The organism is Paenibacillus silviterrae, from assembly GCF_030167925.1.
GTDB lineage: Bacteria > Bacillota > Bacilli > Paenibacillales > NBRC-103111 > Paenibacillus_G > Paenibacillus_G silviterrae.
The window spans coordinates 1,131,941-1,154,845 of the sequence record NZ_JASKUT010000002.1 but is presented as its reverse complement, the minus strand read 5'-3'; the positions used below and the strand labels follow the sequence as shown (position 1 = coordinate 1,154,845).

Here is a 22,905-nt window from a genome sequence, read left to right as displayed (position 1 = left end):
ACAAGATGAAGCGCTTGCAAGGTGCATCTTGCATAAAAAAATTAAGTAGAAAAGGGGATACAGCCAATGAAAAAACGTTACGCAAGCGGCATGATTGCCGTTTCCTTACTAGCAGGCTTGCTAAGTGCATGCGGTGGCGGAGCTGCTACTTCGGAGAAGAAAGCGGATGGCGGCACTTCCGGTAACCCGGTAACCTTGAAATTTCACTTTTGGTACAACGAGGATCAGGACAACTGGAAAAAGGTTTACGAAGCATTCGAGAAAAAATATCCGAACATAAAAATACAAGCGGTTACCGCCGGCGACAACAATTCCCTTGAATATTTGAAGAAGCTGGATTTGGCTGCAGCCTCCGGAGATCAGATCGACGTCATGATGTTCTCCGCCCCGTCCTACTACGCGCAGCGGGCGGCAATCAATATGCTGGAGCCTTTGAACAGCTATATCGAAAAAGACGGCTACAAGGTTGCGGACGAATATTACCTTGATCCATCCATTGGCGGTAAGACTTATGCCCTTCCTGCCAAGAAGGTAACCTTTTTTGTCATGATGAACAAGAAGCACTTGGACGAAGCAGGCCTGTCCGTTCCGAAGGAGTGGACATGGGATGAATTCCTCGACTACTCCAAGAAGCTGACCAAAGGGGAAGGCACAGCCAAGCGGTATGGCACCTACTTCCATACCTTCCCGATTTATTACCAGTTGGTTCAGAATACCCAAATGGAAAACACCTATCTCTATAAAGACGGCGGCGCGCTGAATGTTGACACACCTCAGATCAGGCGTTCGCTGGACATTCGCAAGCAAGCGGAGATGGTGGATAAATCGGCAACACCTTACTCGGAAACGATCAGCCAGAAGCTGAATTATAGACCGCAATATTTTAACGAAAAGGTCAGCATGATCGTTACAGGCGATTTCATGATTCCTGAGGCCGGGGGAACAGATAAGGTTCCTGCGAACTTTAAGACGGTTTTCGCGCCGCTTCCTAAGGTGAACAAGGGTGATCAGAATGTTACCAACGCGGCCTCCGATCTGATTGGCGTATATTCCAAGTCTAAGCATAAGCAAGAGGCTTACCAGTTCATTCGCTGGTACACAACAGAAGGTATTCAGCTTCAAGGCAAGTATATTCCTTCATGGAAGAAAGCGGATGTATCCAAGTCGCTCGATGCAATCATCGCAGGCTCTAAGACGCCGGAACAGATCGACAAGGAATCGCTTAACCATGTGATGAAAACCAGCGTTGCTCAGAAGTTTGCGATTCCGGCTTCTTATCACGACGAAGCGGAAAAGGTCTATGTAAAAGAGATCGAAAGATTCCTTCTCGGAGAGGTCGATGCGGATCAAGCGATTAAGAACGCCGTTCAGAAGGTAGAGGAAGTCATTAAAAAGAATAGTAAATAAAATTATAGGATACATGCGGCCCTCTCCATTCTTCCGGGACGGCCGCTGCCTATCTTAACAACTAGAGGTGATCGAGTTGGAGCAAGCGACCATGAAGACCCCAAGTTCTATCACGACAGGAACGGTGCGGCGTACCGCACGTAAACAAGCTTTCCACGATACGCTCGCAGGATATTTATTCATCGGGCCGATGCTGATTACAACCGGCGTACTGACGATTATCCCCATTTTCCTATCGGCCATTATTAGTTTTTCGGACTGGAACTTTATTGCGGGGCTGGACAGCATTACCTGGGTGGGCTTCGATAATTACACAAGCATGTTCATGGATAATGAATTTATCCGAGCCATGAAAAACAATATCGCCCTTATGCTTGTTGTACCGGTAACCTTGTTTCTGTCTTTGATCCTGGCGACACTGATCAATAAGGCGACGTACTTCAAGTCATTATTTAAAGTAGTCTACTTTATGCCCTTCATCTCCAGCTTTGTGGCGGTTGCCGTATTGTGGAGAGTGCTCTTCCATCCGACGAGCGGTCCGATTAACGGCTTCCTGATGTCGCTTGGGGTATCGCAACCGCCGATGTGGCTTGCCGATTCCAATTACGCGCTTATTTCAGTAATGATTATTATGATATGGTCCTCCCTAGGCTTTAACCTAATCATATTTCTTGCAGGACTGCAGAATATACCTGCTGATCTATATGAAGCGGCCAGCATCGACGGAGCATCGCCGCTGCGCCAATTTTTCTCCATTACGCTTCCTGTGCTTTCTCCAACAACCTTCTTTCTTCTCATTACGGGGATTGTCGGCTCCTTCAAAGCGTTCGACCTGATTATGATTCTGACCAATGGGGGGCCGGCAGGCTCCACTTCCGTCATCGTATTTTACCTCTATGAAACGGCATTCATTAACTTGAAATCGGGTTATGCCTCTTCGATGGGCATCGTACTACTATTGTTTATTCTTGCGATTACACTGATTCAATGGATCGGTCAGAAGAAATGGGTTAACTACTAGGAGGTGCTCACATGCAATCGATCCGTCTGGACCGCACGATCGTTACAATTATGATGGCCGCATGCGGGATCTTCTTTATCCTGCCGTTCCTTTGGATGTTATCGGCTTCCTTCAAGCCGGAGCTGGAAGTGCTCGCATACCCTATTCAATGGGTTCCAACAACATGGAATGCCGCTAAAAATTACAGCGAGGTTTGGTTCGGAGCACTTCCCTTTACAACTTATTATTGGAACAGCTTGAAAGTAACCATATTGACAACCGCTTTCTCCTTGCTCATCTCTTGTATGGCTGCATATGGCTTCGCCAAGGTTTCTTTTAAAGGACGCGATGTGCTGTTTCTAATCGTTCTGGCGACCTTCATGATTCCCCATCAGGCGATCCTGGTGCCGCAATTCATGATGATGCGCTGGATCGGGCTGTTCGACAGCCATCTCAGCCTTGTACTGATCGGGGCTTCCGGTGTTCTCGGAACATTCCTGCTGCGCCAGTTTTTCATGGGAGTGCACAATGAGATTATAGAATCGGCACGCATGGATGGAGCGAATCACTGGGTTGTTTTCTCACGTATTGCGCTGCCGCTTGTTAAGCCTGCATTGGCCACTTATATGATTCTGCGCTTCATCTGGACATGGAATGATTATCAGAACCCGCTGATTTTTATCCGTTCGGAGGCACTGTATACGCTCCAGCTGGGAATGCGCAAATTCGCGGACGCCAATGGGGAATTCTACTCCCTGATGATGGCCGGTGCGGTTTCTGCTATCATTCCGCTGCTTATCATTTTTATCATCGGCCAGAAGCATGTAATTGAAGGCGTAGCGATGGGAAGCGTCAAGGGATAAACTAACGAGGGGGTAAGGACATGGGAAAAATACGCTTAGGAATTATTGGCCTCGGAGCTCAAGGGGGGACCTATGCGGGATTTCTTGCCGAGAATAAGGTAAAGAACGTTGACTTGGGCGCCATTTGCGATACGGATTCGAAGAAGAAGGCGCTTTGCGCGGAAAAATATCCGGAGGTTCCGTTCTACGAGAATTATCTGGAGATGCTTGAAAGCGGACATGTGGATGCTGTGGTGACCTGCGTTCCGCATTATTTGCACCCTGTGATGGGAATGGAGGCATTAAAGAGAAACGTTCATGCTCTTGTAGAGAAGCCTGCGGGGGTGTATACCAAGCAAGTAAAGGAATTGAATGCCTTCGCCGCAACCAGGCCCGAATTGACCTTTGGCGTCTTCTTCAACCAACGCACCAACCCTCTGTACCAAAGGGTCAAAGAGATCATCGAATCCGGGGAAATCGGTGCCATTCGCCGCACCAACTGGATCATCACCACCTGGTGGAGACCGCAGGGCTACTATGACCAGGGGGCCTGGAGAGCTACCTGGGGCGGCGAAGGAGGCGGGGTGCTGGTCAATCAGGCGCCTCATCAGCTTGACCTGCTGCAGTGGATCTGCGGAATGCCCAAGAAGGTGTATTCCAACGTTAAATATGGCTATCAAAGGAACATTGACGTAGAGGATGAGGTCACGGCGCTCCTGGATTACGGAAATGGAGCGACGGGTGTTTTCGTTACCTGCACGCATGATATTCTGGGGACAGACCGATTTGAAATTTTGGGAGACAAAGGAAAGATAATTGTAGATGACAGCAAGAAGCTAACACTCAAAAAGCTTCATAAGCCTGAAGCTGAGCTTAGCGCCTCTATGAGCATGCAGGATGTTATGAAGATTTTCATGAATCAGAACACATCGGAAATTTATGATGAAGAAGTGCTTGAATTTACTAGCGCGTGGGGTGCGCAGCATATCGCGGTACTCGAGAATTTTGCAGCGAACATTATCGACGGCACCCCCTTGTTGGCACCTGGCAGCGATGGCATTCATGGTGTTGCACTGGCCAATGCCATTCATTTGTCGAGCTGGCTGGGTCGAGAGGTGGAGCTTCCGTTCGACGAAGAATTGTACCAGGCTGAGCTTCAAAAACGGGTAGACGAGGAACAAAAAAATCCTAGGAAATCGTGATGAAATGGAGGTGCCCTTATGACAAAGGGGATCATTGGTGTTCAAATGATGATGCTGAAAGGCAAGGTTGAGGAATTGGGCGTGTACGAAACCTTAAGGAGAGTGGCTGAGCTGGGCTACCGCTGCGTGGAGGTATCCCAAATTCCAATGACAACGGAGAACGTCACAGAGCTAAGGAGAGCTTCACAGGATTTTTCCATTGAGATTGCCGCCCTATCTGCAGCCTTGGAGCCAATGATGCCGGGAATGAAGGGCGAAACACTGACGAACGACTTCGATAAAATCGTGGCAGATTGTAAGGCACTGAATTGCTCGTTCCTGCGCATCGGCATGCTTCCATTTCATTATATCGGCAGCAGGGAAAAGACGATGGAATTTATCGCCAAGGCAGATGAGGCAGCGGCAAGATTGGCGGAGGAAGGCATTTCATTATATTATCATAATCATCATATTGAGTTTCAAAAGTACAATGGAGAATATCTGCTCGATATGATTAAAAACCATACCTCCCATATCGGCTTTGAGCTGGACGTTCACTGGATTCAGCGTGGCGGGGAAAACCCCGTAGAGGTGATTAAGCGATATGCCGGCCGCGTCGCCCTTCTGCATATTAAGGACTATCGGGTCGGCAAGATGGATACAAGTGCATTGGAGAACGGAGATTTCGGCAAGTTTATGCAAGCCTTCACGAATGTAATTGAATTCGCCGAGATTGGTGAGGGAAGCTTACATATGAAAGACATCCTGGAAGCCGGTCTAGTCAGCGGCGTGCATTATTTCTTGGTAGAGCAGGACGATGTGTATGGCAGGGACCCATTCGATTGTCTTAGAACTTCAGCTGAAAATTTAAAAGCAATGGGGTATGGGGACTGGTTTCACTGAGAGACAAGTCACCGTTGGACAAGGTCCGGAAACTTGCCGGATTAGAAACATGACGAAAAGGGAGGATCACCTTCGACATTCCCAACAAAATTCCTACATTTTTGTCATACATCTGTATCGCCCACAATATGATTTGTCTAGAACAATGTAAAGAGGTGAGCCGATGGCGGTCGTAAAAGCCAGGGACAGAGATATTGACATGTTGGCAAGGTTGCTTCGAGCCGAAGCAGTGGGCGAGGGCGAGCAGGGTATGCTCCTGGTTGGAAATGTTGGCATTAACCGAATAAGAGCGAATTGCTCCGATTTTAAAGGAATCCGGACAATTCCCCAAATGATCAATCAGCCTCATGCGTTTGAGGCGCTGCTTCATGGTATGTATTATCAAAAAGCAAGAGAACAAGAACGCCGTCTGGCTCGGCGTGCGGTCAACGGGGAGCGGTATTGGCCGGCTAAATTCTCTCTATGGTATTTTCGTCCGGGAACGGCGGAAGCTCCCGAGCCATGTCCTCCGACCTGGTACAATCAGCCGCACGTAGGACGTTACAAGCTTCACTGCTTCTATGAGCCGACCGCAGAAGAATGTGAAGAAGTATATAGCACTTATTGAATTCTAGAGCGGCAGGCTTTTTTACCTATAGGATCAAGTTTGTGTCTATCTCCGTGACGCAAATTTGGTCTTTTTTTGTTTCTAGGTACCTGCAAGGAAATTCCTTTATAGCCGGAATTCCTTTCGTGACTTGATGAGCCCGTTCTCTTTCGGGGGTTGTATATAGCTAGTAAGCCATTGGCGGTAGAAGACAAGCAGCAAGCCCTGAAGACAACCGTATATGAAAAAAGAGTAAAGATAATTCCAGTGCTTGTGAGTGTACACCTTGGCAAGCGCTCCGATCCATTCCATCCCGACACCGAGCAAGGAATAACCGATAATCCAGGCGACAGTTGGCAACCCTCTCATGCGAAACCGACAATGGACGTAAACAAAGATATAGGCGAAAGGACCGTAAACAAGGTGGAGGAAAACGTCCGACATTTCCAGCATCGGATAATCGTTAATGTCGTATAGCTCGAACGGCTTTACGGCTAGAGTCGCGTCCCATAGTTTAGGGACGGTAATGCCGAATAATATGATCAACAGGCTGACCGGCAAGGGGAATTGCTTTTTAGGCAGCAGAACGGCTCCATACCCGACTAGCAGTCCAGCGATGATAAACCACTCGTTGGCGTCGAAGTGTTTCGGAAACGGCAGAAAACTCATGACTGTTTCAGCTCCTTCCGGATCATTCGCCGAAATGCGGACATGCACCCCGCGTTCATTCCCAACATCGCGAACCAGGCAAAGGAGGATCCATAATTTCCCGCTTCGGTATACTGAATAATGCCTGTCCAACGAAATATTTGTTGCGCAAAAACGAGCACCACCCCGCTGAGAATAAGCACTATGAATCCGGTTCGCAGAGTGGATCTAACGAAAATTTCTAAGAAAAGTAGGACGAGAAGCGGGAGCATTACGAAGCGGACTGCCACGGATGCAGCGATTTTACCCGGTTCCATGGGTAAGGATACGAGATTCATATTGGTGAAGATGCTGAACTGATATGTATATATGTAAATAAAGAAGATTGCGTTGAACCAAAGCTCGAGTAAGTGAAGCCGTTTCGGAAGATAGGCGAAAACGAGGACGACGATCAACGCCGCAACAAGATACGCTCCTAAAACCACTCGTATTCACTCCCTCAAGGCAAAATCTTTTAGGAATAGTGTGATCAGCGAATCATGAGGTTATTCCATAAACTTGCCAAATAAAGCGGCTGCTTGGGACAAAATTTTCATTTCTGTCCCAAACAGCCGAAGTTTATTTTGTTAACCCGGCAAGCTCCTTTCGATTAGGGGCTTGCGGAGGCTCCTCCAGCCATTCCCTTTCGATCAGCAGATCTGTCACATCTTTACCATACTGCATGACCTCAACCATAAGCTTGGAATATTCCCCAATCAAATCAAGACGAGTAGTCATCGAGATGGCATTTCCAAGAAAAGAGAGAGCAGCGGAATTAAGCAGGTTGATAAGAGTAAGAATTAATTTGTCAGAGAAAGGAGATACCGTTGATGTTGTAACTTCCGTATTCACCATAACAGTTCCGAGCAAATCGTCTTGTATAAACTTTTCATTGATAAACCGGATTTGTTCCGTTGCCATTTCTTTGCCTCTTATCAAGAGGCGTTTGATCTTCTCGTCCTTAACCACTTGAATAAATGCTGTAAGAAGGATCAGTCCGAAGTAGTTTCTCTCAATATTGAAGAACATTTCGGATATTTCCATTACATTTAGCTGTCGCTGAGGCCCGAACCACTTGGATAGGAAGTTTTCTTTCTTTTTTATATAGCTGGCATGGTCAGGATAAGGAATCATCGGCGGCCGATCGTAGATCCCCTTGTCTAACATAAGCGTGACGGATTTGTTGTACAACTCGGCCGTGGAGTGCAGACACTGTGTGTAATAGCTTCTTACATCCTCACGAGCAACATTAGACAGATACATAGCATATTTCGTCAGGCCAATCCGACTCATGGCATAAACATAGCTCAGAGGGAAGAGATCGAAAAAGAGAGGGGGAGCTGAAACATGAACATCAGCATCAGAAAAACCAATAGGGATAGGGAACGTTTCCTTTTTAAAAAGATGTTGAATCGTTTGCAAGTGAGTTTGAGCTAAAGTTAACGATTGTTCAAGAAGCGCCTTCGCTTCATCGTCCTCAGTCATCTGCACTAGATACTTGGAAAGACATACCGAAATACTATCATTAATATAGGATGTCCATAATGATGATAATTCAGTCGACGACAATCCCACTACATGAGTACCTGCCATTAAATACAACTCCTGTTGTTAAAATATTTGAGCTTACATTTCCCCTTATACGTTTAAATTATTACTTTTTTATTGAAGTAAGCGAAGGATTCCTGATCCACCCGCAAGGATGCCTTCACAATCGCTTCGTTCGATTGTTGGCGTACTCTTATTTTTTTGATAGGATAAGAATTCAGAGAATCGTGTAACGCGATATCCGCTTAAATCCCCTATGATAAAGAGGCAACAACACAACAAGCTGAACATTGGAAAGGGGAACGATAGAAATGAAGAAAAAGCTTCTGATGCTTTGCGCTCTGATGCTGGCGACGGGTAGTGTCATCGCCTGTTCGAAGCAGGAGACCGGTGCAACGACTCCGAAGGCTGGTGAGCCTGCGGCTAACGCGAACGTGAATGATATTAGTGAAAAGCTGACGATTACCTGGATGTCTCAAGCCTTCCAAGGCGGGGGCTGGCCGGAAGATCATCCGATGATTCGAGAAATCAACAAGAAATTTAATGTAGACCTGAAGATTCAATGGGTTCCCTTCGCAAACTATAAAGAGAAGCTGAACGTTCTGGCGGCCTCCAATGAGTTTCCGGACGTTTTCTACATCCTGCACCCTGAGTTCAATAAGTGGAAGAAGCAGGGGCTGTTCTACGACATTCAACCGGTCCTGAAGGATTATCCGAATCTCGCGAAAATTCCGCAAGGACCTCTGACGGTTCTTAATCCTAAAGGAAAAGTACTCGGGATCCCGTACTATCTCACGGAAGCGAGGGATTCGTATGCGGTTCGCGAGGATTGGCTAAAAAATCTGGGGATGTCCGCCCCCAAAACCGTGGATGAGTTCTATGAAGTTGCGAAAGCGTTCGCAACAAAGGATCCGGACGGCAACGGCAAGCAGGATACGATCGGATTCTCCTTCTACATCGATCCAACGGAAAATATGCTCCGGGATATTGAGTTTCTCCAGGCTAGCTTCGGTTTGTCGAGACTATGGAAGGAGGAAGGCGGCAAGCTGGTGCCTTACCAAACGCAGGTGGAGGAGTGGAAACAATTCCTGACCTTCATGAATAAGGCATACAATGAAGGCGTATTGGATAAGGACTTTGCCGTAAACAAGGTTCGTTCTACGATTGATAAGTTCGAGGGGAACAAGGTAGGTTTCACCATCCTGAACCCGAACGACTACAACAACACGAAGAAAGCGGTCCAGAAGCTCGTTCCGGCCGGTGTCGTCACACCGATCGAGCCGCCAAAAGGACCGACAGGCTTGACGGCAACACTTACTTTTGACATGCTCAACAAGCAGGTCATCAACAACAAGATTGACGAGAAGAAGAAGCGCCGCATCCTTATGATCATGGATTACTTCCTGTCCCCAGAGGGCTCTGATTTCATCAAGCACGGTATCGAGGGTGTCCATTACAAGAAGATTTCCAATGACAAGTATGAGAAGCTCGAGGCAGCGGACAAGGACCGTCAGAATCTGATCAATAACTGGATTCTGCGTCCGTTCGATCCGGGGATTCAGATGTACAAATGGGAGGACCCTGCCTACCACAAGGTCATGCGTGACATGTTCGCGATGAACGAGAAGTTCAAGTGGCCGAATCCTGCAGCGGGACTGGAGTCCGAGACCTTCAACCGAAGCGGCGGGAACCTGAACGTGAAGTTCATGGAGACCGTGTCCAAGATCATCATGGGCCGCGAGCCGGTATCCGCGATAGAGAAGGCGTCCCAGGACTGGCTGGCCAACGGCGGCAGCAAGATCATTGAAGAAATCAACAAGTCATACAAGGAATAGGCAATTTGCTTATACTCCCCTTAGCACCTAGGCTGAGGGGAGTTTTTTTGCAGTTATACGATTGTATCAGGAATCAGAGAATCGGATAACGACGAATGTAAGAGCACCCTATATGATGAAGAGGAAGACTTGACTGCACTTACTATATTGAGAAAACGGAGCTGAAACGAATGAGAATATTGTTTCTTGATTTGGATTCAACTAGCCCGGATCACCTAGGTTGTTATGGCTACCAACGGAACACTTCACCGAATATCGATCGTATCGCCGCGGAAGGCGTGCGTTTTACGAATTATTATACCTCCGATGCTCCCTGCGCCCCGTCCCGGACGGCGCTGATGAGCGGCAAGTTTGGTATTAACAATGGCCTTGTCGGACATGGCGGTACGGCAGGGGATATGAAGCCGGAGGGACGCGAGCGTGAGCTCATGGGCAAGCTGACACGCGGGGGCTCACTTCCTTCCTACCTGAATCTCGTAGGGAATCTGAACACGGTGCTGATCAGTCCGTTCCCGCAGCGCCACTCCACCTTCCACTTCTACGCGGGCTTTAATGAGATCATGAACACGGGAGGCTATGGCAACGAGTCCGCGGAGGAAGTTACCCCTACGGCGCTGGATTGGATTGAGCGCAATGCATCGAAGGATGATTGGTTCTTGTACATCAACTACTGGGATCCGCACACCCCATACCGCGCACCTGTGGAATTCGGTAATCCGTTCGAGAACGATCCGCTGCCGGAGTGGCTGACGGAGGAGGTGCTTGAGAGGCATAAGAAGCTCGCAGGCTCCCACAGCGTGCATGAGCTGAACATCGATTATCGGGAGAAAACCTACACGAATTCGACCAGCCCGGTATTCCCTCGTTATCCTGGCGACATTATGAACATGGATGACATGAGACGCATGATCGACGGCTACGACTGCGGAATACGCTATATGGACGAGCATCTCGGCCGTTTGTTCGCAGCACTCGAGAAGCAGGGTGTAATGGAGGACCTTATCATTCTGATCTCCGCCGACCACGGTGAGAACATGGGACAGCTTGGCATCTACGGAGAGCACGCCACGGCGGATCAAGGCACCTGCCGCATTCCGATGATCATCCGCTGGCCGGGTATGAAGCAGGGCATTGTGGACGAGGGGCTGCATTACCATCTCGACCTGCTGCCGACATTTGCAGAGATGTTTGGCGGACCGGCTGCTCCTGAGTGGAGCGGGTCGAGTTATGCTCAAGCTTTGAAGGAAGGCACGGACTGCGGCCATGACTACCTGGTTGTATCCCAATGTGCACATGTGGCGCAGCGAAGTGTCAGGTTCGGTGACTGGATGTACATCCGTACGTATCACGACGGCTTCCATCTGTTCGACGAGGAGATGCTGTTCAACCTGATGGAGGACCCGAAGGAGCAGAACAATGTAGCCGCCGAGTATCCGCAGGTGTGCCGTGAGGCTGTGTACTATTTGAACCAGTGGCATGATGCTGCGATGCGTAAAAACACCGATGCCGTTGATCCGCTGTGGACGGTTATTAAAGAAGGCGGTCCGTTCCACGCGCGAGGCTATTTGAAAAATTACATTGAACGGCTGGAGGAAACGGGCCGCGGCGAGCTCGTGCCGGAGCTGGTCCGCCGACATCCGAATGAATTCCCTCAGGAGCCAAGCGCCTTCTACGGTGAGATGAGGGCTCGAATCAACGCCAAAATGATGAAGAAGTAGGGGGATTGCCATGAGCACGAAACCGAATATTCTCTGGATCTCGCTGGAGGATACGAGTCCCCGCTTCGGCTGTTACGGGGATTCGGTTGCCAGGACACCGAATATCAATAGGCTTGCTCAGCAAGGGCGGCTGTACCGCAATGCCTTCGCGACGGCTGGGGTTTGCTCCCCCAGCCGATCCGCGGTCATTACGGGCATGTACCCGACCTCCATTGGGACACATCATATGCGAACGGAGCATGTGAATCCGAATACACCGGAGCTGCCGACCCCTTACCTGGCGGTACCCCCCGCTTACGTCAAGACATTTACGGAATATTTGCGGGCCGACGGTTATTATTGTACGAACAATTGGAAGACCGATTATAACTTTGAGTCGCCGCTGACCGCATGGGATGAGAATGGGAAGCAGGCCCATTGGCGCCACCGGGCGCCGGGACAGCCCTTCTTCGCGGTGTTCAACCATATGCTCACCCATGAAAGCAGCATGTGGGGCGATTTGTTCCGTAAGATGCTGCACCCGGAACAGGAAACGGAACGTCCGCTCGTCACCGACCCGGATCAGGTGAAATTGCCGCCCTATCTTCCGGATACGCCGAAATCGCGGGAGTCGCTGGCCCGGTATTACGATCTGATCGAGGAGGCGGATCACTATGTCGGCGAGCTTCTGAAGCAGCTGGAGGAGGATGGACTGGCGGAGAACACGATCGTATTCCTCTGGAGCGATCACGGGGAGGGCTTACCGAGAGCGAAGCGCTGGCCCTACGATGCGGGTATCCGTGTTCCGCTCATCGTACGCTGGCCGGGGGTGCTGGCTCCCGGAGAGGTGTCGGAGCAATTGGTCAGCCTGCTCGATCTTGGACCGACGGTGCTCTCGGCTGCCGGGGTGACACGGCCGTATCATCTGGCGGGCCGGCCGTTCGCCGGAGCGGAGGCGGAGACGAGGGAATTTATCTTCGCGACCCGCGACCGCTATGATGAATCGTATGATATGGTTCGTGCGGTGAGGGACCAGCGGTTCAAGTACATTTGTAATTACCATCCAGAGATGCCATATTTGCCATGGATCCGCTTTAGCCACCAGCATCAGATGTTCCAGGAGCTGTGGAGGCTGCAGCTTGCCGGGGAGCTTGAAGCGAAGCAGCAGCTGCTAATGCAAACGAAACGGCCGGCGGAGGAGCTGTATGATTGCGAGGAGGATCCTTATGAGACTCGCAATCTGGCCGGGGACCCTGCGTACCGAACTACGCTGGAGCGGATGCGTATGGAGCTGGATGCTTGGCGTGCCAAGTACGATGTGTGGGGAGATGTGCCAGAATCGCAGATGGTCTCGCAGATGTGGCCCGGCGGTCAACAGCCGCAGACGGCGGCGCCGCTCTTCATCCCGATCAATAGCGGGCTGCCAGGGCTGATCCCTGCAAAGGAAGGCAGCTATGCGGAGCCGACGGCGGTACTGCTGCATTGCGCCACACAGGGCGCATCGATCGCTTACACGACAGATGAAGGAGAGGAACCGAGGTGGAAGCTGTACACGGGTCCGATCGTACTGCCCGAGGGCTCGCTCGTGCTGCGTGCCAAAGCGGTGCGTATTGGCTACAAGGACAGTGATGAGGTGACTGCTTCTTTTACTGTGGAATGTACTCACGAAGGGGTGGATATCTGTTGAATATTCAAGAAATCATGGAAAAATTGACGATCGAGGAAAAAATCAGCCTGCTCGCCGGTGGCTCATTCTGGACAACACAGGCAGTGGAGCGTGTAAGGCTTCCATCGATTATACTAACCGACGGTCCCCACGGACTAAGGCTGTCCATGGGTACGAACCCAGGGCAGATGCTGATGAATACGCAGCCGGCGACCGCCTTCCCGATCGAAGCGGCCATGGCGGCAACCTGGAACGAAGCGCTGATTGAGGAGATGGGTGCCGTCATTGCAGAGGAATGCCAATACTACGATGTCGGCATATTGCTCGGACCTGGTATGAACGGCAAGCGCTCGCCGCTAGGCGGACGCAATTTTGAGTATTTTTCCGAAGACCCTTATTTGACCGGCCGCATGGGTAATGCGTTCGTAAAGGGTGTGCAGTCCGGCGGGGTGGGAACGTCGATCAAGCATTTTGTCGCCAATGAGCAGGAAACGAACCGGATGGTCGTCAGCTCCGAGGTGGACGAACGAACGCTGCGCGAGCTGTATATGCTGCCCTTCGAGATGGTCGTCGGGGAGGCGAAGCCGTGGACGGTCATGTGCTCCTACAACAAGGTGAATGGCACGCATATGGCGAACAATGACAAATACCTGAATGGTGTGCTTAAGCAGGAATGGGGCTTCGAGGGGCTGGTCATGTCGGATTGGGGGGCGGTCGGAAATAAGGTGGCATCGGTACAGTACGGACTAGACCTAGAGATGCCGGGACCAGGCGCCCGCAGTACGGAGGTGCTGGAGGCGTACCGTAACGGACAGATCACCGATGAGCAGCTGGATGACCATGTCCGCCGCATTCTCGGAGTCATTGCGCGCGTACTGGAGAATAAGCGGGATGTCGGCTCCATTGATGTGGAGCAGCATCATGGCATGGCGCGCAGGGTGGCGGAGGAAGCTATCGTATTATTGAAGAATGACGGAAACGTGCTGCCGCTGGCCAAGGGTGCGAAGGTAGCTGTACTCGGTGCGTTCGCGAAGGAGCCGCGCTTCCAGGGCGGCGGCAGCTCCCATATGAATCCGGCGAAGCTGGATAGCCCGCTGGAGGAGATCTCTAAATACGCAGACACCGTTTATGGTGCCGGTTATGACGAGAAAGGCAGCGACGAGCTCCTGAAGGAAGCTTGCACGCTTGCGGCGGGCCGGGATGCGGTTGTCATTTTCGTAGGCACGACGGAGATCATTGAGAGCGAAGGGTATGAGCGGGAGGACCTGAACATACCGGTAAGCCATACACGCCTGATCGAGGCAGTGGCCAAGATCAACCCGAATGTCGTGGTCGTCGTGAACAGCGGCTCAGCTACAGACATCGATAAATATGAAAGCCGGGTAAAGGGGATTGTGCAGGCTTGGTTGCCTGGTCAAGCAGGAGGTTCGGCGATCGCGAATGTATTGTTCGGAGAGGTAAATCCGTCGGGCAAGCTGACGGAGACATTCCCGCTGGCGCTTGAGCATAACCCGTCCTACCTGTCGTTCCCGGGCAATGTGAAACAGGTCGTCTACTCAGAAGGCATCTATGTAGGATATCGTTATTACGATACCAAACTTTTGGACGTGAAGTATCCGTTCGGCTTCGGACTGTCCTATACTTCCTTCGAGTACTCGAATCTTCGGTTATCCAACTCCCGTCTGAAGGATGGCGATGTGCTGAAGGTAACGGTAGATGTGACCAATGTGGGTGCTCGTTCGGGCAAAGAAGTCGTGCAGGTGTATGTCCGGGACATTAAGTCCTCTGTGCCCAAAGCGCTGAAGGAGCTGAAGGGCTTCGCTAAAGTTGATCTGGCCCCGGGTGAAACCAGGTCGGTGGAGATCGAACTGAACGAGCGGGCGTTCTCTCATTACGTCGAGCATCTGGGACGGTTCGCAGTAGAATCGGGCGAGTTCGAAATTCAGGTGGGCGCATCTTCCCGCGACATACGCTTGCTCGAGAAGGTAACGTACACTGCGTCGGAGGACGTGCGTGAGCCGCTTACTCTGCTGCATTCCCTGCAGGAGTGGATGCGGGACGACCGCCATGCGGCTAAGGTGCAGCGTGTCATGGCGCAGCTGAATATTAGCCCTGACAATCCGATGTATCCACTGTTCTTGGGGATGCCGATCCGGAAGATTCTTGGCTTCCTATTCTCCATGGGGTACCCGCAGGAGGTCATCGCCGAGCTGAACGGTTTGTTCGGTTTGGATGAAGGCTCCGGCAAGCAGGAAGCAGTACGATAAAGGATGACGACAGCCCTCGGTTATGGAGGGTTGTTTTCATTTAGTTACAACAAGGCGGCAACGGCTCGGCTGGTTCGGTTGACAGCCGTCCGCCCGGCTCGCTATAGTGAAGCTAGATAACGATATCCGGTCGTTCGGCTCCCGTAGCTGAGCGCTGATCAAGGGGGGCATGAAATGTATCACGTACTGGTGGCTGAGGATGAGCATTGGATCCGAAGCGGGATCGTCGAGATGGTGGACCGGATTGGCGGCGGTTTCAAGGTAACCGGAGAAGCCGGGGATGGTGCGGAGGCATGGAACCTGATACAGGAGCTCTGTCCGACTGTGCTGATCACCGATATCATGATGCCGAAGCTCGACGGCCTGTCACTTCTCAAGCAGATTGATGAGATTAAATTTCCCATAGTGAGTATTATTGTAAGCGGTTATGATAACTTCTCGTACGCCCAGCAGGGCATTCGGTATGGCGTCTCGGAATATTTGCTGAAGCCGGTGCGTGAGGACGCGCTGAAGGAGGCGCTTGAACGTTCGCTGCAGCGGTTGGAGCTGTTGCATCCGGCTCATGACCAGCTGATGCGCATCCAGGAGTTTATTGAGCGAATCCCCTCCATGGATACGCAGCAGGCGGTGACGGAACAGGCGCAGCTGGTCGCCGCGATTCAGAAAAACCGAAGCAGTCATCCGAGCACGAAGCTGGGGTTGCTGCGCATGCTGGCAGGGAAGCTGAAAGACCTGCTCGACTATACGTACCCTGAGCTGGAACGAAGCGCTCCTGCGAATGAGCATACAGAGGAAGCGCTGAAGCGGCATGTCCAGCAGCTTGTCGAACTGTGGTGTCAGTTTGGACAGCAGCAGCAGCACAAGCGATCCTTCCGGCTTGTTATGAAGAAGGCCTGCGACTACGCGGAGACGAAATATATGCAGGAGATCAGCCTCACGCAGATTGCAGATTACGTAGGGCTCAGCGTATCCCACTTCAGCGCGTTGTTTAAGCAGCATGCCGGTGATTCCTTCGTCAACTACTTGAATAAGGTTCGTATCGACAAGGCCAAGCAGCTGCTGCTGGAACCGGACCTGAAAATTTACCAGGTTGCCGATATGGTCGGATTTTCCTCCTTGCCTTATTTTAACCGGGTCTTTAAAAATGTTACGGGGCTTTCCCCCAACGAATACCGTAAGGGAATGGGGATATAAGCATCGTCATCCCGGAGAAGAAGGTAGCACTTATGAGACAATTTTGGCATCGATTTCCGATCAAGGTCAGCATGGTTATATTGTTCCTGGCGATCAGTCTCCTGTCGATGGTGCTCATGGGCATGATCTCCCATATCAATTACAGCAATGCGGTTGTAAAGGATTTCCACACCGTGACCGATGAGGCGACGAAACGGCTGCATCACCATCTGGAATTTTACTTTGAGCAGCTGTCGCGTACGACCAAAGCCCTGCTTAAGGACGAGCTTATACAGCGATGGTATGAGGGGAATCAGGGGCTAACCCCGTTTGATTTAGAGGATATGGAATCGCTGCTGCGGCGCCATGTATCCTTCAATTACAATGAAATCACGGGAATCTTCCTGATTTCTCTGGACAAGCGAATCTTCTCCTCCCGGACCTATCAATCCATAGTCACGGACTACACGACCGAGCCTTGGTATACCATTCCGTTTTCGGAGCAGCGGGTGCTCATACCTACCCATAGGATTACTTATCCGCAGCAATCGGGAATGTCGGTCATTTCGATGATGAATCCGGTATACAGCAATGCAACGCTGGAACCCGTCGGCTTCTTCGTCATGGATTTGTCTCTGAAGGAGATTGAAGCTACCTTGGAACGCTCGCGTTTGGGCGAATCGGGGCAATTCATGATTCTTTCGACGGAGGATACGATCGTATATCATCCCAGGTCGGAATGGCTCGGCCGCAAGCTCGGGGATACGCCGCTAGGGCGGATGGCCGTACCTGCAGAGGGGGGAGTCGGTATCCAGGAGCTGGACGGCAAGCGAATGCTGGTTTCCACCAGCAGCTCCAAGGTGCTCGGTTGGCGCGTCGTAGCGATGGTGCCGTTCGACGAGATGGCCAGCGGGCTGTATTCAGCGCGGAATGCGACGTTGGTTGCCTTTGTTTTGATTGCAGTGATGGTCATTCTTGTGGTGCCGATGGTATCGAATCTGTTCGTTCGGCCGGTGCTGCATCTCAAGTACAACATGAACCGAGTATCACAGGGCGATTACTCGACTCGTACTGAGATTCGGCAGGGCGAGAACGAATTTCAGAAGCTGAACTACAGCTTCAATAAGATGGTGGACCAGTTGAATGAGCAGATGGAGACGATATCGGATCTGAAGGTTCGCGAGGTGCACATGAAACTGAGGCAGAAGGAAGCCTATATTCAAGCGCTGCAGAATCAGATCAATCCGCATCTTCTGTACAATTCACTGGATGTTATTAAGAGCATCGGATACCTTAATAACGACGATCTGGTTGTGAGCATGGCCGGAAATTTGGCTGATGTGTACCGGTATACCGCCAAGATATCGGACAACGAGGTTACGCTGAAGGAGGAGCTCTCCATCCTTGAAAAATATCTCGAGATTACGCATATTCGTTTTCCTAAAAAGTTCATTAGCCGCATCACCGTGAATCCGAAATTCCATGATTGCTTGCTCGTCAAGCTGTCTGTGCAGCCGCTTGTGGAAAATGCTGTGAAATACGCGGTGGAGCCAAGGGCCGGAGATGCGGCGATCCTGATCAGCGCATATGACGATAAGGATGATCTTGTGATTGAGATTGCGGATAATGGCGACGGCATTCCGGAAGAGAAGCTCGCGGTAATAGAGGAACACCTGAAGCTGATATCGGAACACGCGAACGAGCAGGAATTTATCCGCAGTGAATCGCTTGGCGTTGCGAATGTCCATGCGCGGTTGTTGTTGAAATACGGCGAGGGCTACGGACTGAAGCTGGATTCGTTCCCGGGACGAGGCACCGTCGTGTCGATCCGGATCCCGCTGCACTATCGCAGCGGGTGAAACAAAACCTCACGAAACCGTGTGGCTGAGGTTACTAAGGATTTTTAGATTAACAAGATTCAGACGCAATAAAGCCGCCTTGATAGCTGCCTATCGAAGCGGCTTCTTTTTTATGTCTGTTATCATTCGAGCGGGGACTGAGGTGTTATAGCGCAGCTGGAGGTTTAGAAATCAGAGGATTGTGTAACGACGAAATCGGCAACTGCGCTTATGATGAGGACATAGCAAAGGTTATGACACTACAGGAGGGAACAATTATGCGAGCAGAATCGACAGTCGAGCTTGTCCGGCCGAAGGCGCAGGTGAAGCGCAGCGCAGCCTGGAAGGAGTGGAAGCGGGGGATGCCTCTATACTTCATGATCTTGCCAGGATTATTATTTTTCTTAATCTTCCGATACTTGCCAATGGGAGGCATCATTATTGCATTTCAGGACTTTAGTCCGTTCGCGGGCTTCACGGGCAGTGAGTGGGTAGGCTTCGCCCATTTCCAGCGATTGTTCAGTGAGCCGGACTTTTGGTCCCTATTGAGCAACACTTTGATTCTGAGTGCGCTGAACCTGTTCTTGTTTTTCCCGGCGCCGATCCTGATTGCGGTTGTCTTGAACGAAGTTCGTATCGCCTGGTTCAAGAAGTTCGTCCAAACCGCCGTCTACATGCCGCACTTCCTGTCGTGGGTGGTTGTAGTAGGGATTACGGTCATCCTCTTCGCCACGCAGGACGGTGCCATCAACAAGGGTCTCGCCAATGCCGGCTTAGAGCGAATAGAACTGATGACTGACCCGGATTACTTCCGTATTGTATATATCCTGCAGAGCATCTGGAAGGAAGCGGGCTGGAACGCGGTCATCTTCCTGGCGGCGCTGGCCTCCGTTGACCCGACGCTGTACGAAGCCGCTGTCGTAGATGGAGCAAATCGGTGGAAGCAGCTATGGTATATTACGCTCCCGGCGCTGCGGGCAACCATTATCATCTTGTTTATTCTCAGATTGGGACATGTCATGGATATCGGCTTCGAACATATTTATCTGATGCAAAATTCCCTGAACCTTTCCGTTTCCGACGTGTTCGATACATATGTGTACCGGGCCGGCGTATTGCAAGGGGAATTTAGTTTCACCACTGCCGTAGGTTTGTTCAAATCGGTGATCGGTCTGACCCTGATTCTGCTCGCCAACAAGCTCTCCAAGAAAATTGGAGAAGAGGGGGTATATTAGTATGAACGCATTCGACGCACGCGGAAAGGATCCTGTATTCAGCTCCCTCATTTATGGGATTATGGTTTTGTCACTCCTTGTCATCGCAGTCCCTTTCATCTATGTCATCTCCAGCTCCTTCGCAACGGAGCATGAGATTATGTCCCGCGGATTCTTCATCTTCCCGCATGAATGGTCGATCGAGGCTTACGGCTATTTGTTAAGCAATGCCGACTTCAAGACCGCTTTCGGCAATGCGGTTACCATTACGGTTACCGGTACTGCCATCAACATTCTGCTGACGAGCCTAATGGCCTATGGACTGTCCAAGAGCTGGCTGCGCGGACGTCGTACGATGAACTTTATGGTGCTGTTCACGATGATCTTCGCCGGGGGGATGATCCCAACCTACCTGGTCGTCAAGGAGCTTGGGCTGCTTAACAGCTATTGGGCACTGTATCTGACCAGCGCGATCGCACCGTTTAACCTTATCGTAATGCGCAGTTTCTTCCAGAATATACCCGGGGAGCTGGAGGAATCGGCACGGATCGACGGCTGCTCGGAGCTGAGATTGTTCTGGCAAATCGTCATGCCATTGTCCATGCCTGCTGTGGCGACGTTCACCCTGTTTTACGCGGTTCACAACTGGAATACTTACTTCTATGCCATATTGTTCCTAAATAACTCTCAAGACATGCCGCTTCAGGTGTTCCTGCGTCAAATGCTGATCGAGACCGATTCCGGCATGTCCGATGATGCGGGAGGCTACTCTTATACACCGGCGGTGAAGATGGCAGCGGTCCTGATTACTGCAGTGCCGCTCCTGGTAGTTTACCCTTTCCTGCAAAAGTACTTTAACAAGGGAATGCTGATGGGTTCGGTCAAGGGGTAAGCGCGGGTAAGCAGCGGATTAGGTATTACATTAAAAAGGAGCTATGAAGATGAACCAGAGACCCGATATTCTTGTCTTCCTGAGTGATCAGCACCATGCCAAATATGCAGGCTACGTCGGCCATGATACGGTACGGACGCCGCATATGGACCAGTTAGCGGAGGAAGGAACGGTTTTTGAGGCTGCATATACGTCGTGTCCCCTCTGCGTCCCCTCCCGCATATCCATGCTGACCGGTCAGCTGCCGGAGAAAACCGGCGTTTACGACAACAACGGCGCCCTTGGCGGCGATCAGGCGACGTTCCTGCACGGTATTGCCGCTGCGGGTTATGAGACTGTGCTGTGCGGTCGGATGCATTTTCTCGGAGATGACCAGCGCCATGGCTTCACAAGGCGGATTATGGGGGAAATGACGCCCCTTTATTGGGGACGCTACGGACCGCACCGTAAGGATCTCGGACCCTACGTCGGCACGATGGCGGACCAGAGCCTGAAGATCGTCGGCGGAGGCAACTCTCCCGTGCTGGAGTACGATAGGGCCGTCATCAGGGCTGCCCTGGAGTACCTGCAGCAGGAGCATCACAAGCCGCAATGTATCGTTGTCGGCACCTACGGCCCCCATCATACGTTCGTGGCGCCGCCGGAACTTTATCAGCATTACAAGCCGATTGCCGGAATCCCGGATTCGTTCTACCGGGAGAACGAGCACCCTGCACTGCAGGAGCTTCGCGAACAGTTCCAGGCGCTGAATGAGGATAACCTGATCAAGGTTCGGGCTGCATATCTCGGTATGATCGAGACGATTGACGGGCAGCTCGGCGAGGTTCGAAGCGCGTGGCGGGAGTATCTCAAGCGAAGCGGTCGGCCGGGGGTGTTCGTGTATATGTCCGATCACGGGGAGCAGGCGGGAGAACAGCGACTTCTCGGAAAGAGCACCTTCTACGAGGGCTCGGCTGCGATCCCGATGATTATCTCCGGTCATGAGGTCATCGAAGGTCGCCGCGTCTCGCAGCCGGTCAGCATCATGGACCTTGGTCCCACGCTGTGCGAGATCGCCGGTGCAGATACACCGCCCAGACCTGATGGGATCAGTCTGAAGCCGCTGATTGCCGGAGGACCTGAGTCCGATCGCTACGTAATCAGTGAATGCATGGCGAATGTGGACGGCAAGCCGGTGCCGGGCAGGATGCTTCGTTGGAGGCAGTGGAAGTACGTTTCGTATGCAGCACTCGATTCTCATGATATGCTGTTCGACCTGAGCGCCGACCCTTGTGAGTTGAACAATTTGGCTGCTGATCGAACCGATATCGCACAGTCACTCCGTGACACATTGTATCAATCATGGAATATTCCGGCGATTGTTGAGAAGCATACCGCCAAGGTAGAGCATCATCGGCTGTTGTCCAAGTGGGGATACATCGTTGATGTGGCCGAGCCGGAGCGGTGGCCAGTGCCTAAGGAGGCTACGGCGCTTCCAGTGGTGGAATAAGGGAGGCCTGAGCATGAAACCCATATCCTGGCTGCTGCTTGGACAGATCTTCTGGTCCTTCTTCAAGATTGGTCCTGTCACCTTTGGCGGAGGTTATGCGATGATACCGTTGATTGAGCGTGAGGTCGTGGAGAAGCGCAAGTGGATCAAAAACAAGGATATTGCGGACATCTTCGCTATATCCGAGTCGATTCCCGGTGCTATCGCAATTAATTCGGCCTCCTTCGTCGGCTTCCGCATTGCAGGAATTCCCGGTGCTCTCGCTGCAATGACCGGGGTGCTGCTTCCGACCTTTCTTATTGTTATCGCCTTGTGCATCCTCTTCTTGCAGGTGCAGCATCATCCCAAGATCGTGGCTGCCTTCCAGGGCATACGTGCAACTACCGTCGCCTTAATCGTCTATGCGGGCATCAAAATCGGCAAGACTGCCGTTCTGGACAAAACAACGCTTATGATTGTGATGGGTACGGTGATCACTATGCTATTCGGGCACATGAACCCGATCCTCATTATTGTAGCAGGGGCTTTGCTTGGAATAGGACTAGTCGTTTTGAAGAACAGATTGGGTATGAAGGTGCTCCTTGACGATGAAGAGCATACGGAGGAGGCTGGAGCAGCACGATATAAATATACGGATTATTACGTTGGCGACGGCATCTAGGCGAAAGGAGCTGCTTTCT

18 protein-coding genes are annotated in these 22,905 nt (G+C 51.3%); 16 read left to right on the top strand and 2 right to left on the bottom strand.

All coding sequences use genetic code 11. The features are described 5' to 3' along the window. The first annotated feature begins 66 nt into the window (after window positions 1-66). From QMO62_RS28260 to QMO62_RS28235, 6 genes are all read left to right on the top strand, one after another. Window positions 67-1,407 carry an ABC transporter substrate-binding protein gene (locus QMO62_RS28260; RefSeq protein ID WP_284645837.1) on the top strand — a complete coding sequence of 447 codons (1,341 nt, stop codon included), beginning with the start codon at window positions 67-69 and terminating at the stop codon, window positions 1,405-1,407. A 91-nt stretch (window positions 1,408-1,498) separates the two neighbouring features. Next, window positions 1,499-2,428 carry a carbohydrate ABC transporter permease gene (locus QMO62_RS28255; RefSeq protein ID WP_284645836.1) on the top strand — a complete coding sequence of 310 codons (930 nt, stop codon included), beginning with the start codon at window positions 1,499-1,501 and terminating at the stop codon, window positions 2,426-2,428. Between the two features lie 11 nt (window positions 2,429-2,439). Next, window positions 2,440-3,270, top strand: a complete 831-nt coding sequence (locus QMO62_RS28250) for a carbohydrate ABC transporter permease (protein WP_284645835.1) — start codon at window positions 2,440-2,442, stop codon at window positions 3,268-3,270. Between the two features lie 20 nt (window positions 3,271-3,290). Beyond that, complete coding sequence (locus QMO62_RS28245; protein ID WP_284645834.1) at window positions 3,291-4,451, top strand: Gfo/Idh/MocA family protein; 1,161 nt, start codon at window positions 3,291-3,293, stop codon at window positions 4,449-4,451. Between the two features lie 18 nt (window positions 4,452-4,469). Beyond that, window positions 4,470-5,333, top strand: a complete 864-nt coding sequence (locus tag QMO62_RS28240) for a sugar phosphate isomerase/epimerase family protein (RefSeq protein WP_284645833.1) — start codon at window positions 4,470-4,472, stop codon at window positions 5,331-5,333. Between the two features lie 163 nt (window positions 5,334-5,496). Further along, window positions 5,497-5,940, top strand: a complete 444-nt coding sequence (locus tag QMO62_RS28235; protein ID WP_284645832.1) for a cell wall hydrolase — start codon at window positions 5,497-5,499, stop codon at window positions 5,938-5,940. Window positions 5,941-6,045: 105 nt separating this feature from the next. Here the strand turns inward: QMO62_RS28235 and QMO62_RS28230 are convergent, their stop codons facing one another. Next, the gene (locus QMO62_RS28230; protein WP_284645831.1) at window positions 6,046-6,588 is read right to left on the bottom strand and encodes a hypothetical protein; all 543 of its coding nucleotides are present in this window, start codon (window positions 6,586-6,588) and stop codon (window positions 6,046-6,048) included. Window positions 6,589-7,185: 597 nt separating this feature from the next. Beyond that, window positions 7,186-8,199, bottom strand: coding sequence for a DUF3231 family protein (locus QMO62_RS28225; RefSeq protein WP_284645830.1), 1,014 nt, complete (start codon window positions 8,197-8,199; stop codon window positions 7,186-7,188). A gap of 266 nt (window positions 8,200-8,465) precedes the next feature. Between QMO62_RS28225 and QMO62_RS28220 the strand changes: the two genes are divergently transcribed. The 10 genes from QMO62_RS28220 (at window position 8,466) to QMO62_RS28175 (ending at window position 22,886) form a co-directional block, all read left to right on the top strand. Further along, complete coding sequence (locus QMO62_RS28220) at window positions 8,466-9,989, top strand: extracellular solute-binding protein (RefSeq protein ID WP_284645829.1); 1,524 nt, start codon at window positions 8,466-8,468, stop codon at window positions 9,987-9,989. 170 nt (window positions 9,990-10,159) lie between these two features. After that, window positions 10,160-11,707 carry a sulfatase family protein gene (locus QMO62_RS28215; RefSeq protein WP_284645828.1) on the top strand — a complete coding sequence of 516 codons (1,548 nt, stop codon included), beginning with the start codon at window positions 10,160-10,162 and terminating at the stop codon, window positions 11,705-11,707. A gap of 10 nt (window positions 11,708-11,717) precedes the next feature. Then, window positions 11,718-13,373, top strand: coding sequence for a sulfatase family protein (locus tag QMO62_RS28210; RefSeq protein WP_284645827.1), 1,656 nt, complete (start codon window positions 11,718-11,720; stop codon window positions 13,371-13,373). Window positions 13,374-13,387: 14 nt separating this feature from the next. Beyond that, on the top strand, window positions 13,388-15,619 hold the full coding sequence (locus QMO62_RS28205) for a glycoside hydrolase family 3 C-terminal domain-containing protein (RefSeq protein ID WP_284645826.1): 2,232 nt from the start codon (window positions 13,388-13,390) through the stop codon (window positions 15,617-15,619). 174 nt (window positions 15,620-15,793) lie between these two features. After that, window positions 15,794-16,813 (top strand): helix-turn-helix domain-containing protein, encoded by a 1,020-nt coding sequence (locus QMO62_RS28200; RefSeq protein ID WP_284645825.1) that lies wholly within the window; start codon window positions 15,794-15,796, stop codon window positions 16,811-16,813. A 32-nt stretch (window positions 16,814-16,845) separates the two neighbouring features. Beyond that, entirely contained in the window at window positions 16,846-18,651 is a 1,806-nt protein-coding gene (locus QMO62_RS28195) for a cache domain-containing sensor histidine kinase (protein ID WP_284645824.1), read from the top strand. 257 nt (window positions 18,652-18,908) lie between these two features. Beyond that, on the top strand, window positions 18,909-19,865 hold the full coding sequence (locus QMO62_RS28190) for an ABC transporter permease (protein WP_284645823.1): 957 nt from the start codon (window positions 18,909-18,911) through the stop codon (window positions 19,863-19,865). Window position 19,866: 1 nt separating this feature from the next. After that, window positions 19,867-20,736: a carbohydrate ABC transporter permease gene (locus QMO62_RS28185; protein WP_284645822.1), complete on the top strand. Its 870-nt coding sequence runs from the start codon at window positions 19,867-19,869 to the stop codon at window positions 20,734-20,736. Window positions 20,737-20,785: 49 nt separating this feature from the next. Next, complete coding sequence (locus QMO62_RS28180) at window positions 20,786-22,225, top strand: sulfatase family protein (RefSeq protein WP_284645821.1); 1,440 nt, start codon at window positions 20,786-20,788, stop codon at window positions 22,223-22,225. Between the two features lie 13 nt (window positions 22,226-22,238). Continuing rightward, window positions 22,239-22,886: a chromate transporter gene (locus tag QMO62_RS28175; RefSeq protein WP_284645820.1), complete on the top strand. Its 648-nt coding sequence runs from the start codon at window positions 22,239-22,241 to the stop codon at window positions 22,884-22,886. Window positions 22,887-22,905 lie beyond the last annotated feature (19 nt).

Excerpts from the sequence above, each read along its gene's own strand:
- QMO62_RS28245 (WP_284645834.1), top strand. The coding sequence starts at position 3,291 with ATGGGAAAAATACGCTTAGGAATTATTGGCCTCGGAGCTCAAGGGGGG.
- QMO62_RS28185 (WP_284645822.1), top strand. The coding sequence starts at position 19,867 with ATGAACGCATTCGACGCACGCGGAAAGGATCCTGTATTCAGCTCCCTC.
- QMO62_RS28235 (WP_284645832.1), top strand. The coding sequence starts at position 5,497 with ATGGCGGTCGTAAAAGCCAGGGACAGAGATATTGACATGTTGGCAAGG.
- QMO62_RS28250 (WP_284645835.1), top strand. The coding sequence starts at position 2,440 with ATGCAATCGATCCGTCTGGACCGCACGATCGTTACAATTATGATGGCC.
- QMO62_RS28190 (WP_284645823.1), top strand. The coding sequence starts at position 18,909 with ATGCGAGCAGAATCGACAGTCGAGCTTGTCCGGCCGAAGGCGCAGGTG.
- QMO62_RS28255 (WP_284645836.1), top strand. The coding sequence starts at position 1,499 with ATGAAGACCCCAAGTTCTATCACGACAGGAACGGTGCGGCGTACCGCA.
- QMO62_RS28225 (WP_284645830.1), bottom strand. The coding sequence starts at position 8,199 with ATGGCAGGTACTCATGTAGTGGGATTGTCGTCGACTGAATTATCATCA.
- QMO62_RS28175 (WP_284645820.1), top strand. The coding sequence starts at position 22,239 with ATGAAACCCATATCCTGGCTGCTGCTTGGACAGATCTTCTGGTCCTTC.
- QMO62_RS28240 (WP_284645833.1), top strand. The coding sequence starts at position 4,470 with ATGACAAAGGGGATCATTGGTGTTCAAATGATGATGCTGAAAGGCAAG.
- QMO62_RS28205 (WP_284645826.1), top strand. The coding sequence starts at position 13,388 with ATGGAAAAATTGACGATCGAGGAAAAAATCAGCCTGCTCGCCGGTGGC.
- QMO62_RS28195 (WP_284645824.1), top strand. The coding sequence starts at position 16,846 with ATGAGACAATTTTGGCATCGATTTCCGATCAAGGTCAGCATGGTTATA.
- QMO62_RS28210 (WP_284645827.1), top strand. The coding sequence starts at position 11,718 with ATGAGCACGAAACCGAATATTCTCTGGATCTCGCTGGAGGATACGAGT.
- QMO62_RS28260 (WP_284645837.1), top strand. The coding sequence starts at position 67 with ATGAAAAAACGTTACGCAAGCGGCATGATTGCCGTTTCCTTACTAGCA.
- QMO62_RS28215 (WP_284645828.1), top strand. The coding sequence starts at position 10,160 with ATGAGAATATTGTTTCTTGATTTGGATTCAACTAGCCCGGATCACCTA.
- QMO62_RS28230 (WP_284645831.1), bottom strand. The coding sequence starts at position 6,588 with ATGAGTTTTCTGCCGTTTCCGAAACACTTCGACGCCAACGAGTGGTTT.
- QMO62_RS28200 (WP_284645825.1), top strand. The coding sequence starts at position 15,794 with ATGTATCACGTACTGGTGGCTGAGGATGAGCATTGGATCCGAAGCGGG.
- QMO62_RS28180 (WP_284645821.1), top strand. The coding sequence starts at position 20,786 with ATGAACCAGAGACCCGATATTCTTGTCTTCCTGAGTGATCAGCACCAT.
- QMO62_RS28220 (WP_284645829.1), top strand. The coding sequence starts at position 8,466 with ATGAAGAAAAAGCTTCTGATGCTTTGCGCTCTGATGCTGGCGACGGGT.